The sequence below is a fragment of the Terriglobales bacterium genome, assembly GCA_035543055.1.
GTDB lineage: Bacteria > Acidobacteriota > Terriglobia > Terriglobales > Acidobacteriaceae > JAIQFD01.
In genome coordinates, this window is sequence record DATKKJ010000008.1 from 17320 (window position 1) to 31536 (window position 14217).

Here is a 14217-nt window from a genome sequence, read left to right on the forward strand (position 1 = left end):
TTTCAGAAAAGGTTGAACGTCCTCACGATCCGAACACGGAAGCGGTTCGTGCCCGAGCTGTTGAACGAGCTCGGCGACTCCGACAAACTCAAATAATGTCCGTACGACGCCTGCATGACGATCTTGCCGATTCGGTAATCGGCCGTGATCTCGTACAGAGAGTAATGGGTTGTGCCGTTCGACAGGAGTATATCGTTGGTCGTCTTCCGGTATGTGCCGCTGAGGTGCAGGTTGCGCCTTACCTGGCCGGACACGGTCAGGAACCAGTTGCTAAACGTGTCATTGAGCAGCGGTACCCCAACCAGCGGCGGTACCGGCTCGAAGGGGAGGGTCGGCAGCTGGTACGCCTGGTGCGCACCCGAGGACCCGGTCTGGCCGAAGTCCACCTGCCACCTGCGCCTCATCAGCGTGATCGCCCACTGGTTCGTGTGGCTTTGCACCCATCCTGGTCCGCCCAGGATTTCCTGGTCGTTCACCAGCCAGCGGAAACGCAGCTGCCCGATCCGTCGGAACTTGTTCGTGTCCGCCGTGATCCCGTAGTTCCTATTGTTCGTGTACGCCCCCGGCATCACCGCAATCCCATTGTTCCCCATACCGAAGTTGCCGGTGAGCGTCAGCCAGGGACGGCTCCACGATCCCGTGACACTGGCATTCTGGCTCAGGGAGGAGAACGAGCGCCCAAGCGTCGTGATCGTCTGCATGTACCCGACGCCATAGGAGGTGTTGACCCGGATCCGCTTGACGACGAAATTCGCACTTACCGACGGATACGTGGTGAAGAAGGTCTGCGCCTGTTCAGTGGCCGGCGCCCCGTTGTTCGTGACCGTGTGCTCGTTGGTCGCAGTCGAGTACCCCGTCGTATCGCTGACGGCAATGTGTTTCGTCAGCTGGTAGATTGCCAGGCCGCTCGCGGAGTACCCACTGGAAGGAAAATCCACGATCGTGACCGTCTGGTTCGGCGAGCTGGTGTCCACCGACCGCCCGTAGTTGTCGAACGAGTAGTAGCTGAAGAAGCCGGAGGTCACCAGCTTCGGGGTCCAGCGGATCGTGGTCGAAGCGTTGTGCACGCTGAGCACGCCATCGATGGAGGAGATCGTGCCCAGGTCGCTCGAGGTCACATTCCGGCTGAAGTTGTAATTGAACGTCCCCCTGTTGCCCAGGTAACTCTTCCTGACGTTCCCCCAGAGGAGCGAATAGTTCTGGTCCAGCGGCAGCACGTCTTGCAGCAAGACCTCCTCGCTCGACGTATGGCTGTGTTGCCAGCCTGCGCTCCAGTCGAAGCCTTTGTAGCTGTCCGTCGCGGAAATACTGAACCCGGAGCCTTTCGATTCCGCTTGCGAGAACGTCCCCACCGGCACGTCGCTGCTGGTCGAGTCCGTTTCGTACCGCACCGCGAACTTCGGCAGGTGCGACAGTTGCAGGCGCCAGTCGAACCCCAGCCGGTCCTGGTTGGTCGTCGTGTTCGCACCAATATACCCGAGTCCCACGCGCACCCGTTGCCACGTGATGGTGAGCGGATACGAACTGGCCGGCAGCACCAGCATTGTGGCTGAGCCGGCGATGGTGGTTCCACCTCCCAGCGAATCTGAGTTCAGGCTGTCGCTAAAGTGTCCGTAGGTGAAATTCGTCCCGAACGAAATGAAGTTCGGATTGATGAGGGCGCCAGTGGCGTCGAGCGAGAACTCCTGCCCGAACGAACTGCTGCTCATGAAGTCCGTCGAATTGCGGTCGTAGGTCATGCCCGCGCTGCCCCGCACGTGCACGTCCTCCAGGATGGGCCGGTTCTCCTGGGCCATGGCCGTCACCCCCAGAACCAGGATCAGCGCTCCGAGTCCCGCCCACTTCCCGCTTTGGAGAAATCCATCCATAACTCAGGTACTGCTTCCGAAAAACCGGGGAGGAAGTTCGTTCCTCCCCGGAGCACTACACGTGACCGATTACAGATGGCAGTACAGGCAGAAGCTGCCGGTGCCCGCGTCCTGCGTCGCGCCAGTGGGGAACTGACGGCGCATGATGCCGGTCTTGAGGTGCGGATCGTGGCAGGTCGCGCACTCCATCTGGTCGCCGCCCGCGCCGAACAGCGGCACGATGCCGTAGCCGTCAACCGAGTTGGCGCCGCCCGGCACGCGCAGCTGGTGCTTCGCGGCCAGCGTCGCGTTGTAGGTGAAGCCCACCGGGTGGGTGCGGTTCAGAGGAACCACCAACCCGCTCGACATGACCAGCTTGCCGCCGCTGGTGATCTGGGTGCTGCTGATCGTCAGCTCGTTGCCCGCCGCCGGATCCGGGGTGCCATAGGCGCCCGAAGTGACCGCGATGGTGCCGTCATGGCAGCCCATGCACTTCGCCGTCGCGCTGTTCGGGCTGAAGGTGATCACGCCCGCCTGCAGCGTCGGAGAAGAGTACACGCCGTAGGCCGAGGTCTGCGGGACGTCGTGCGCCCACAGCCAGGTCCGGTCGGCCGTGCCCTCGTTGTCGTGCGCGGTGTGGCAGAACGCGCAAATGCCGCTCTGCGCCACCGTCGCCACCACGCCCGAGTTCGACCACACCACCGTGTGGGCGGTGTTGCCGCTGGTCAGATCGTGGTTGCCGTTGACCATGTTCCACTTGGAGTTGAACTGCTGGCCGGCGTCGAGCGCGAAGCCGGCGCTGGTGCCCATGCCGACTGCGCCGCTCGGCAGCGTGCCGAACTTGTTGACGCCCTTGGTGTTTCCAGCGTCCGGATAAGTCGGCGTCTGCGAGCTGCCGTTGGCCGGCAGCTGGTTTTGAGCAAATGCGGCCGTGGCCACACAGAGCGCCAGGACCAGCATCACTTTCAGTGCGTTACTCATTAGGAAGACCTCCTGATATAAGCCTTTCTGTTTTGGTTAGACCTTAAGGTCCCTGCTTCTACTGCGTACTGCTTTGCTGCTTGGCCCTACTTCTGTTGCGTAGCTACGCCAACAACAGAACTCATCAATTGCTGCCCAGGAACTGGAACACCTGCACCCGGTTCCCGTAGAACTCCGACACGTAAACCTTGTTGTTTTTGTCGATGTAGATCGCGTTCGGCAGCCAAAAATTACCCGGCGCAACCCCGGGCGACCCGACGAACAGCCGCAAGTGTCCTTGCCCATCGAAAACCTGGAAGTTGTTGAACGCGTTGTCCACGACGTAGATGTTGCCCTCCTGATCGAAGGCCACGCCCTTGGGCCGGGTGAAGTTGCCGGGCGAGTTGCCGCACTCGCCCACCCGCTGCTTCCACTTGTATTCCGGGGTGAAGATCTCCACCGAGCAGGTCTGTGTGTTCGTCACCGCGATATCGCCGGTCTTCGGGCTGACCGCGACCCCGACGGGGAAGCCGAGTTCGCCTTTCTTGGTTCCGTGCTTGCCGAACTTCGTCTCCAGCTTCAGCGTGTCCACGTTGTAAACAAAGACCTGGTGATTGTGCGTGTCGGTCACGTACATCCGCCGCCGCCCCGCGTCGAACGCCATGTACGAGGGGTTCTCCAGGCCGTCCGCCTGCCCGAAGCTCGCGTTCGGTGTCCCGTCAGGAGCGAACCGCATCACCGATTTCAGCTTCGAGTCGGCGACATAAATGTTGTCCTTGTCGTCGGTCATGACGCCGATCGGGCTCTTGAACTCCATGCTCTGCGTGCCGCGGATCCGCAGCACCTGCTTGCGGTCCTTGTCGATCACGTAAACCGTGCGGTTGAGCTGTCCGGTGATGATGACCCGGCCCTTGGAGTCGGTGGCCACCCCGATCGGACGGAAGATGACGTCTTTGCCCGACTTGCTGTCGCCCGCCAGCCGGTCGATGAACGAGAACTTCCTGGACTCGAACTGTTTCGTGTCTTGAAGTATCTCTACCCAGCGGAAGCGTGGCTTGTCCGGAGGCAGCGGCCACACCAGTTGCGTCGGGTCGCTGACTTTCGCGTCCTTCTTGCTGCCGGCCAGCGCGCCCGGCATGGCGAACATCGCCGCCCATGCCATCAGTACGAAGGTCGTGCGCATCTTCTTTGAGCCCATCATTGCTTTGGTCCTTGCTGCGCTTGCGGTTGGTTCTGCGGCAGGTCCCGCGGATCGCCGGCGGTCTTCGGCAGCTTCTTCAGGTATTCCGCCCGCTTCTTGGCGGCTTCCGCGTTGCTCTGCTCGATCTGCTTCTCGACCTCCGGTACGCTCTGGATGCGCTGCTCGGCCGCCACTCGGTCATACGCGTTGTGGCAGACGTTGCAGGCGTCCATCTTCACTTCCTTGCCCGCGGCGTCTTTCGCGCTGATGATCCGCGCCAGCTTGTCTTCCGTGGAGGTGTGCGGCACGTGGCAGGTCAGACACCCCATTCGTTCGCCGCTACGCGTCGGGTCGGGGATCGCGCTCACCCAGTGGTTCCCGAGCGGGTGCCCGCGCTGCAGGTCCGCGCTCAGCCGCAGCCGCCGCAGCCCGGCGAGCTCATCTTTCTTGACCTCATGGTTGAACACCTTGACTGGATCGGGCAGCGGGCCTTTGTTCGCATCGTGGCATTCCAGGCAGAGCGCATTGCCCGCCGCCCGCAGCTGCTTGGGGTTTTCGCTGGTGTGGGGATCATGGCAAAGGACGCACTGGCCTTTTTCCCACGGGCCGTGCTTGCTGTCTTCCGGCTTTGACTCGTTGGCGTGGCAGGTGAAGCAGAGCTCCTCTTTCTTCGCCACCAACTCGACCGTCGTCTGCTCCTTATTGACCACCTTCACGTCGTGACAGCTGTTGCATCCCATCGCCATCGCCGAGTGCACCGCCTTGCCCTTGGTCTTGTCCTCGTGGCAGGAGGCGCATTGCGCCGCGTCGTTGTTCTCCAGGGGGACTGGATGATCGCCGGCCCGGGCCGCAATCCCGCCGGCCAGCAGCAGCAGGATCGGAAGCGTCTTCAAACTTGGGTTCTTCACATCTGGCTCCAGCTCTCTTGTTTGCACGGCAGTAGCCGCAAGTCGCCATCCCCTGAAGCCTCCTTAAACCATTTAAAAACAACCACTTCCCGACACAGAATCGGTGGAATCTCTGGAGTCGCTGGTCTAGAAATGGGCCTTCTCCCACAACCCCGAGGTGAAATCCCACAGCCGAATCGGACGCTCCGCGATTCGTCTTCTCGAAGCCCGTCGGGAATCCGGGTTGTGGCTTGCGATTCGCCGCCAGTCGGTTCGCTGATGACTGAAAACTAAGGAGAAACCGGAGGTGCAGAGAACCTCAACAGGGCGGAAGACGCAGTACTGCGTGATATCGCACAATCTGGAGCGACTCCGGAAATGTTCTGCATACCTAACTGATTGAATTAGAACAACTTATTCCATGGTGTCTTCTGGCACAGCACTTGCCTCCTTGCCCGTGGGGGAAGTGCTCATGGCCCTGACAATCCGCGACTGCAAACGCTCTTTCTGGCAGACGATGGGCTCTATCCGCACGGGCATTGTGCTGCTGATCCTGATCGGCATCGCCACCTTTGCCGGCACCATCATCATGCAGCGGCCGATCAACGACGCCAACAAGCTCCACCACGCCTATTCGCCCGCGACCCTGCGCTGGCTCGACGCCCTCGGCCTGACCGACGTCTTCCACAGCTGGTGGTTCGCCGTCCTGCTGGCCCTGCTGAGCGCCAACATCGTGGTCGCCTCGCTGGACCGCTGGCCAGTGGTGTGGCGCTATTTCTCGCGTCCCTACCGCCGCGCCGAGCCCCACTTCCTGGCCTCGCTCAGCATGCAGCACGAGTTCCGCATCCGCGACGAAGCCGCGGGCATCGAGGCCGCTGCAGCCGCCTTCCGCTCCGCCGGCCTCACGCCCCAGCACGTGGTCAAAGACACGGTCAGCCTTTACGCCGAGAAGTTCCGCTTCGCCCGCCTGGCCCCCTTCGTGGTCCACGCCAGCCTGCTGCTCATCTTTGCCGGCGTCATGATCGACGGCGTATTCGGCTATCGCGGATACATCTCGCTGGTGCCCGGCGAAGCCGGCGGCCAGATCGAGATGCGCGACGGCACCCGCAAGGTCTTGCCCTTTGCCCTGCGCTGCGACTCCACCGGCCAGGAGAACTATCCCGACGGCAGTCCCAAGCGCTGGTGGTCGAAGCTCGCGGTCGTCGAGAACAACCGCCAGGTCCGCGCCAAGGAGATCTCGGTCAACGACCCGCTCGACTACCGCGGCGTGCGCTTTTTCCAGGCAGGATACGGGCCCACGGGAGAGCTGCAGGCGGTGAAGCTCACCGCCACTCCCAAGGGCGGCGGGCCCGCGCAGGCCCTTGAGCTGGCGCCCGACAAGCTGGTACGCCTTGATGCCGCCACCACGGTGCGCCTGGCCCAGTTCATCCCCGACTTCGCCATCAACGGCAACCAGATCACGACACGCTCGCAGCAGCCCAACAACCCCGCCCTCCACCTGGTCGTCACCACCGCCAAGGGGGATGCCGACGCCTGGCTCTTCCCCAGGGTGCCCGACTTCAACCGCAACGGCTCGGAGTTCGACTTCGCCGTCACCGAACTGGTGCCGCAGTTCTACACCGGCCTCGAAGTCTCCTATGAGCCCGGACAATGGGGCGTCTGGGCCGGCGTTTTGCTGATGGGAGTGGCGCTTGCCCTGGTCTTCTACTTCGTCCACATCCGCTTCTGGGCAGTGCCGGTGGACGATGGACGCGGGCGTCTGGTGCTGTGGGTGGGCGCTTCCGCCAGCAAGAATCGCGACGAGGTGGAGGAGCGCTTCAACCGCCTGGTGGCGACCATCGAACAGAACCTGCAGGGGTCGGCGAACACCCCTGCCCGCGAAGGCGAAAGCCGCGCCCCGGTCGCCATGTCGCGTTAAGGATTTCGGAGGCTCGTCGAATGACTACTCGTGCTCAAGCCGATCACAGCCCGGTGGGCGGCAGCAATGTGCTGCTCTTCCTGGTCTCGCTCGGCACCGCTTTCATGCTCCTGATGTCTTTCCTGGGCACCATCAAGACCCGCACCTTCTTCACCGAGGACAACCTGCTGTTCGTGGCGCTCACCTTCTACGCGGCCGCCACCGTGCTCTACGTCGGCTTCGCGGTCACCGGCACCGAGCGCTTCGTCAAGGTCGCATGGCTGGCCACCTGGCTGGGCTTCCTGGCCAACACCGGCGCCGGCCTGCACCGCTGGTACGTCGCCGGGCACGCGCCTTTCTCCAGCATCTACGAGATGCTGCTCTCGTTCGTCTGGTCCCTGGGCGTGCTCACCCTGTTCGTGCAGAAGCGCTACGGCGTGAAGGTCATCGGCACCGTCACCATGCCGATCGCGGCCCTGGGCATCATCCTCATGCAATTGCTGCCCTCCGACATCCACCCCCTGGTGCCGGCGCTGCAGTCCACCTGGCTCCACATCCACGTCACGCTCGCCATGTTGTCCTACGCCGCCTGCGCCGTCAGCTTCGCCCTGGCCATGATGTTCCTCATCCAGGACAAGATGCGCACCGAGTCGTTCCTGGCCAACACCAGCCTGTTCGTCACTCTGATCTACGCTGCCATCATCAGCCGCTTCGCCGACGGCGGCCTGAAGGTCGCCGCCTTCGACGTGCAGAGCAACAGCGAGTTCATCATCCAGCGCGGCCAGGCGCTCATGGTCGTCATCCCCAACCTGGGATGGATGTTCCTGCTGGCGATGGTCGTCACCTTGGTGCCCACGGCGCTGTACTTCGTGGCCTGGTTCAGCGGCGACGAGAGCAAGTACCGCCTGGCCGACGCCGCCTTCTTCATCGGCATGCTCTTCCAGGTGCTGGCCACCGCCGCCTTCATCCTGCGGGTGCGCGACGGCGCCTATCCCTCGCCCATGGCCGACGGCCTGTTCGCCACTCGCCTCTCCACCAGCCCCTTCATCCTCTCCGGCCTGATCGCCGGACTGCTGGCCTCGCTGCTCTACCTGATGCTGAAGTGGAGAAGGGAAGGACTGCAGCAGATGCTGCCCTCGGCCGAGCGCCTCGACAGCCTGACCTACAAGACCATCGGCATCGCCTTCCCCCTGCTGACCCTGATGATCGCCGCCGGCGCCTACTGGGCCAACCAGACCTGGGGCTCGTATTGGAGCTGGGACCCGAAGGAGACCGCCGCGCTCATCACCTGGATCGTGTACGCCGGCTACCTGCACATGCGCATCGCCCGCGGCTGGCGCGGACGGCGTGCCGCCTACTTCGCCATCCTCGGTTTCGCCGTGGTGATGTTCACCTTCTTCGGCGTCACCTACCTCTTACCGGGGCTGCACGCCTACGCATAATCCTCACCCCTCATCAGGCGTGTCACCCCACGGGGCCGGAGATGATCCGGCCCCAGCTGTTGACCGCGGCTCGTTGCTTACGACTCGGGGATGCCGACTTTCCTGATCAGTTCCTGGAAGCGCGGCTGGGGGCGGACGGGTGCGAAGCGGGGATCTACCCGCAGCCATATCATGCAGTCGGACCGATCCTCATAGGCCTTGTCCAGCCAGCGGTACGCCTCATCGAATTCGTGCAGTGCGACATACGAAGTGGCGACTTCGTAGGAGCACACGTAGCGCTTCCTGGTCATTTCTTTCAGCTTGGCGAGGGTGGCGTGCGCCTCATCAGTGCGGCCCGCAAGGGCGTACACATTGGCCAGGATGGCGACGTCGATCGGGCTGTCCGAGACCTTGGTAGCGGTCCGGGCGGTCTCGATCGCCTCCGGGAATCGCCCCTTTACCGACAGCGAAAGCGCTGCCACCTGGTAGCCCAGATCAAAATCCGGGGCCATGGGGATGGCCTTATGAGCCAGCTCCAGAGCCTGGTCGAAATGTCCGTTCGCGAAGGCGCCCCAGGCGTGCAAGGCGAAAGTCGAGGCGGAGAGCGGATCCAGTTCCTCGCCGCGGGTGTATTCCGCACTGGCCTCCGGCCAGTGGCCCAGCGAACTCAGCCGTACTGCGCGCAGGACGTGGCCGTCCGCGTTGCTGGGACTGAGTTCCAACGCGTGGGCGGCATCCCGCTCGGTGGCTACCCAATCCCAATCATACGTCAGGCTGATGAGACCTCTGGCCGCATACGCCGAGGGCAGCGACGGGTTGCGGGCAAGCGCCTGAGCATAGGCGGCGTTCGCCTGCGGCTGCGCCTCCCGAGGCGGTAGGAACCAAGTAGAAAGAGTCGTCCACGCGTCGCCGAGTCCGACGTAGGCCTGCGCATAGTTGGGATCGGCGGCGATCGCCTGCTCGAAGTACTTCATGCCCGTCCGGATATCGCGCTCCGTGGACTTGTCCAAGTATGCGCGTCCCTTCAAGTACGCTTCGTGGGCCGCAGGATCGACCGCGGCGGTCGTTGCCAACTGCTTCTGCTCGGCAGGGCTGAGCTTGACCTGCACTTCGCGTGCGATGGCCTGGGCCACCTCCGCCTGCAGGGCCAGTACGTCCCGCAGGTCGCGCTCGTAGCTCTGCGCCCAAAGGTGCTTGTCGGTCGCGCCGTTGATCAGCTGCTCGGTGATGCGTACGCGGTTGCCGGCGCGCATCACCGAGCCTTCCAGCACCGCGTCCACGTTCAGTTCCTTGGCGATCTGCGGGATGGGCTTGCGCGCCCCCTTGTACTGCATGGCCGAAGTCCGCGAGATGACCTTCAGCGCCCCGATGTTGGCCAGGGTGCGGGTCAGTTCCTCGGTCATGCCGTCGGCGAAGTACTCCTGCTCGGGATCGTGGGAGAAGTTCTCCAGCGGGAGCACGACGATGGAGTCGATCCTGGCCGTGCCAGCGGCGCCCGATAGTCGCCCGCGCCATGCCAGGAGGGCCAGGCCCAGCACGGCGAGCGCGGCCACCAGGCCCAACAAGCCCAGCAGCCAGGCGGCGCGGGCCCCTCGGGGCGCGCCCGCAGGTGCGGACGCTACGATTCGCTGCGAGTCGCGGCGCAGACGCTGCAGGTCGGTGCGGATCTCCGCCGCCGATTGATAGCGCAGGCTCGGGTCCTTCTCCAGTGCCTTGTCGATGATCTGCTCCAGCCCGGGCGGCACATCCGGGTTGAGCCGCACTGCTGGCGTCGGCGACTTGTTCAGGATGGCGTCGCACAGGGCCGCGGGCGTCTCCCCGCGGAACGGCATGGCGCCCGTCGCTGCCTCGTACAGCACCGCCCCCAGGGAAAACAGGTCGGTCCGGCGGTCCACTTCGCGCCCCAGCGCCTGCTCGGGCGACATGTAGGCCAGGGTGCCGACCGCCGCTCCCTGCCGGGTCAGAGGACCCTGGGTGGCGGTCGCCGCCTCGGCCTGCGCTTGTGGCGTCGGCTGCAGTTTGGCCAGCCCGAAATCGAGCAGCTTGGCTTGCCGGCGCACGGTCAGGAAGATGTTCGCCGGCTTGATGTCGCGATGGACGATGCCCTTGCCGTGCGCCGTTTCCAGCGCGTCCGTCATCTGCATGCCCAATTCGATGACCTCTTCGCTGGTCATCGGCCCGCGCTGGATGCGCGAGGCCAGCGTCTCACCCTCCATCATTTCCATGGCGATGAAATGGCGGCCTTCGTGCTGCCCGATCTCGTACACGGTGCAGATGTGGGGGTGATTCAGGGCTGAAGCGGCGCGGGCCTCCCGTCGAAAGCGCTCCACGGCGCCCGCATCCCCGGCCAGGTCCGGGGGCAGGAATTTCAGCGCGACATGCCGCCCAAGCTCGAGGTCCTCGGCTTGGTACACCACACCCATCCCGCCGCCGCCCAGCGGGCGCAGCAAGCGATAGTGCGACACACGTTCTTCCGGCGAGTGAGGACCCACGGGCTCAGCGGCGGATGGTAGGCCGGGGACGAACCGCGAGTCAATAGCGAGGCTCGTCCCCTACGCCGCCGCGGAGGGCGCGGACTCCGAACGGGCGCTCCTTAGTTCACCGGCTTCGCCATGATCTCCTGCAGCCGGGGATTCTGGCGTACCGCCTCGAAATCCTTGTCCTTGTACACGTCGTTGATGTGCGGGTAGTTGCCCTCTTTGGCCTTTTCCAGGCATTGCAGGCAGCGGTCCAGTTCGCCTCGCGCTCCGTACATCTTGGCCAGCACGAAGAAGTAGTGGGCCCGCTCTTCCGGCGTGGCCAGCTGGGCGCTGGCTCCTGCTCCGCGCGCCGGCCGCATCAGGATCTCGGGATCCAACTCGATGGCGCGCGCGAATTCAGTCACCGCCTTCTCCACCTGGTTCTGGCTGAACAAAGCGGTCCCCAGGTTGCTGTGGTACGAGGCATTCATCGCATCCAATGCGATGGCCTTCTGATACTGCGCCACCGCCTCGGCATAGGACTTCCTCATATACAACACCACGCCGAGATTGTTGCAGGCGGCAGACAGCTTGCTGTCATGCTTGATGGCCCGCTTGAAGTCCTTCTGCGCGCCCTTCATGTCCTTCAGTTGCAGCTCCGCGATGCCCGCCTTGTTGTACAGCGACGCGTTGTTCTTGTCCTTGCGCAGCGCCGCGCGGTAGCAGGCCAGGGCATCGGCATAGGCCCGCTGGGCGCGCAGCGTGTCGCCGCGCTCTTCCAGTTGGGCCACGCTCAGGGTCTCCAGCGGCGGGGTCGGCCCGACCTCGGTCTGCATGTTCGGTCCGGCCTGGGCGGCGCTGCCGGTCACCGCCAGCAGCACGAAGGCCGCGCAAACAAGCGCCCAGAGAAGTGTTCTTTTCATGGCTCCCTCCCTCTTGGGGATGAAGAAAGGAAAGTCCCTCCCCTCTCTGATACCAGACCGCCCGCCATCTTTCCGTGACCCCAGTCACGCACGGGCGTGCGGGGTAGCTAGGGCGCCCAACCATGAGCTATGGCCTATGAGCTATGGACTATGCCCTATGCGCTACTTCAGCAGCTCCCTCACCTTATCCACCAGCAGCTGCGCGTCGTAGATGGGCTTTTCCAGGTAGCCGTCGGCGCCCGAGGCCTGGAGCAGGCGTTCGCGGTCCCCGGTCATGGCGTGGGCGGTGGCGATCAGGATGGGAAGCTTGGGCAGGCGCTGCTTGAGCATCTGGGCCAGCCGCACCCCGTCGATGAGCTCCCCCTGGAAGCGGCTGGCGCTCAGGGAGATGTCGAGGATGGCCAGGTCGATAGCGCGGCTGTCCACTTCACGCAGGATCTCGTCCACGTTTTCGGTGACGATGCAGGTGAAGCCCCCGGCGCGTTCCAGCGCCATCTTGTAGAACTTGGCCACCAGCAGGTTGTCCTCCACGATGAGGACGCGGCGCGCGCTCACCGCTTGCCCGCCGTCTCCGCCGGCACCGCCGCCCGCGCCACCGGCAGCGTGAACCACACCTTGGTGCCGCGGCCTTCACCCTCGCTCTCCAGGCCGATGCGTCCGCCCATCATCTCCACCAGGCGCCGCGAGATGGCCAGTCCCAGCCCGGTTCCGCCCAGGCGCCGCGAATGCGCCGGATCGGCCTGCACGAACTTCTGGAAGACCACTTCCTGCTTATCCCTGGGGATGCCGATGCCCGTGTCCTGCACCTCGATGCGCAGCATCCCGCCCGCATCATGCGCCGCCCGCACCCGTACCGAGCCCTTGTTGGTGAACTTCACCGCGTTCTGCAGCAGGTTGAGCAGCACCTGGCGCAAGCGCACCGCGTCGCCGCGCACCCACGGGAGCTCCTTGCCCCGGGTCTCGTCGCGCAGCTCCAGTTTCTTCTCGCTGGCCTGGACCGTGACCAGCGGCAGCGTCGAATCCAGCAACTGGCGCGGGTCCAGCTCCTCGATCTGCAGCGGCATGCGCCCGGCCTCGATGCGCCCGATGTCCAAAATGTCGTTCACCAAGCCCAGCAGGTGCTGGGCGCTGGAGTACACGTCGCGCAGCAGGTCGCGCTGCTCCTTGGGTTCGGTGGCGAAGCCGTCCAGGATGAGCTTGGTGAAGCCCAGGATGGAGTTTAGCGGCGTGCGCAGCTCGTGCGAGGTGTGTGCCAGGAACTCGTCCTTGGTGTGGCTCATCTCCGCCAGGTCGCGGTTCGCCCGCTCCAGCTGCTCGTTCAGGAGCCGCAGGTTCTCCGTCGTCGCCTCCATATAGCTCTGGCACATGAGATTGAGGTCGAGGTCGAGGACCTTGTTGAGGGAGCGGCTGTAGCGGATGCGGACGTCGCCGGCGGCGTACTCCAGCAGCAGGCACTCGGTGAGGAAGGAGCGCACGATGCCCATGGCGCTGATCACGTACTTCTGCTCCAGGCCGAGGCGCACGTGCACCTGCCCGATGCGGTAGCGCAGTTCTTCGTAGGCCTTGTCGTACACCCCGCAGAAAAGGCCCCGCGCCCAGTGCTGCAGCGTGCCCTTTAGCCGGTTGACCTGGATGTCGCCCTCGGTGAACACGCGGGCGGCGTCGGGATGCTGCGGGATCTGCGAGTAAAAGCGCTCCGCCATCTCCGGCAGGTACTTTTCCATGCGCGGGCCGAGTTCGCGCAGCAGCTTCGCGTCCTCGTCGGAGAACGCGATGTAGCGCTTCATTTCCTCGAGAAAAGTTTCCAAGCGATTCCCGGTACGCCCGAAATGCGCAGTGATTTAACATGATTATACGAGACATGCGCCTATGAGCCTTCCCCCAGAACTGGTTTTCGAGGAGCTGAGCGCCGCCCTGGCCCGGCTGCGGGCGGGCGATTACGGCGTATCCGTGTCCTTCGCCGGCCAGGACGGGGCGGCCGGCCGCCTGGGGACCGAGTTCAACCAGACCGTCCGGGCGCTGCGCCAGCGGCAGGGAAGTGGCGACCCCAAGGCCGTCTCCCGGCTGGTGCACGACCTCAAGAACCCGCTGGCCGGCATCGCCGGAGTGATCGAGATCATCGCCCAGGACCTGCCCGAAGGCAGTCCCTCGCGCGAGGTGCTGCCCGACGTCCGAGCCGAGATCGAGCGCATCAAGCAATTGCTGGCCGAGTTCGCGCAGGGGAAATGACCCGTATACATGATGGCGTCATGCTGAGGCCCTTCAGGGCCGAAGCATCCCGCGTGCTGCACGCGAGATCCTTCGGGCCTAAAGCCCCTCAGGATGACGCCGGTCAAAGTATGTCGCTGGGTTAGACTAGAGAATCACTGCATCCATGGCTGAAGAAACCATCCTGATCGTGGACGACGAGAAGCTGGTGCGCTGGTCGCTGCGCCAGAAGATCGAGCAGTGGGGCTACCAGGTGCAGGAGGCGGAGAATGGCGCCGCCGCCCTGCGCGCTGCCCAGGCCGCCACTCCCGACCTCATTCTGCTCGACGTCCACCTGCCCGACATGACCGGCCTCGAGGTCCTGCAGAAGCTGAAGGACGCGGGCCAGGCGCGCGCGGTCATCATGATGACCGGCGACCCCCAGCTCGACGACGT

The 14217-nt window shown here is 64.2% G+C and carries 12 protein-coding genes; 4 read left to right on the forward strand and 8 right to left on the reverse strand.

The window, feature by feature from the left end; translation table 11 throughout:
- Positions 1-2: 2 nt before the first annotated feature.
- The 4 genes from VMS96_00515 to VMS96_00530 form a co-directional block, all read right to left on the reverse strand.
- Entirely contained in the window at positions 3-1868 is a 1866-nt protein-coding gene (locus VMS96_00515; protein ID HVP41879.1) for a hypothetical protein, read from the reverse strand.
- A gap of 69 nt (positions 1869-1937) precedes the next feature.
- Complete coding sequence (locus tag VMS96_00520; protein HVP41880.1) at positions 1938-2828, reverse strand: hypothetical protein; 891 nt, start codon at positions 2826-2828, stop codon at positions 1938-1940.
- 124 nt (positions 2829-2952) lie between these two features.
- Positions 2953-3990 carry a 6-bladed beta-propeller gene (locus VMS96_00525; GenBank protein ID HVP41881.1) on the reverse strand — a complete coding sequence of 346 codons (1038 nt, stop codon included), beginning with the start codon at positions 3988-3990 and terminating at the stop codon, positions 2953-2955.
- Positions 3991-4004: 14 nt separating this feature from the next.
- Positions 4005-4880: a cytochrome c3 family protein gene (locus VMS96_00530; protein HVP41882.1), complete on the reverse strand. Its 876-nt coding sequence runs from the start codon at positions 4878-4880 to the stop codon at positions 4005-4007.
- Between the two features lie 466 nt (positions 4881-5346).
- Between VMS96_00530 and VMS96_00535 the strand changes: the two genes are divergently transcribed.
- Both VMS96_00535 and ccsA read left to right on the forward strand, forming a co-directional pair.
- Complete coding sequence (locus tag VMS96_00535; protein ID HVP41883.1) at positions 5347-6792, forward strand: cytochrome c biogenesis protein ResB; 1446 nt, start codon at positions 5347-5349, stop codon at positions 6790-6792.
- A gap of 20 nt (positions 6793-6812) precedes the next feature.
- Complete coding sequence (gene ccsA / locus VMS96_00540; GenBank protein ID HVP41884.1) at positions 6813-8213, forward strand: cytochrome c biogenesis protein CcsA; 1401 nt, start codon at positions 6813-6815, stop codon at positions 8211-8213.
- 77 nt (positions 8214-8290) lie between these two features.
- Here ccsA and VMS96_00545 read toward each other — a convergent pair whose 3' ends face one another.
- From VMS96_00545 to VMS96_00560, 4 genes are all read right to left on the reverse strand, one after another.
- Positions 8291-10657 (reverse strand): protein kinase, encoded by a 2367-nt coding sequence (locus tag VMS96_00545; protein ID HVP41885.1) that lies wholly within the window; start codon positions 10655-10657, stop codon positions 8291-8293.
- Positions 10658-10785: 128 nt separating this feature from the next.
- On the reverse strand, positions 10786-11574 hold the full coding sequence (locus VMS96_00550) for a tetratricopeptide repeat protein (protein HVP41886.1): 789 nt from the start codon (positions 11572-11574) through the stop codon (positions 10786-10788).
- A gap of 162 nt (positions 11575-11736) precedes the next feature.
- Positions 11737-12129, reverse strand: a complete 393-nt coding sequence (locus VMS96_00555; GenBank protein ID HVP41887.1) for a response regulator — start codon at positions 12127-12129, stop codon at positions 11737-11739.
- Positions 12126-13361 (reverse strand): protoglobin domain-containing protein, encoded by a 1236-nt coding sequence (locus tag VMS96_00560; protein HVP41888.1) that lies wholly within the window; start codon positions 13359-13361, stop codon positions 12126-12128. Before VMS96_00560 ends, VMS96_00555 begins: the two co-directional genes overlap by 4 nt.
- A gap of 82 nt (positions 13362-13443) precedes the next feature.
- On the opposite strand from VMS96_00560, the gene VMS96_00565 reads away from it, so the two are divergent.
- On the forward strand, positions 13444-13803 hold the full coding sequence (locus VMS96_00565; protein HVP41889.1) for a histidine kinase dimerization/phospho-acceptor domain-containing protein: 360 nt from the start codon (positions 13444-13446) through the stop codon (positions 13801-13803).
- Between the two features lie 145 nt (positions 13804-13948).
- Positions 13949-14217 (forward strand): response regulator (locus tag VMS96_00570; protein ID HVP41890.1); only part of this gene is annotated, 269 nt, incomplete at its 3' end.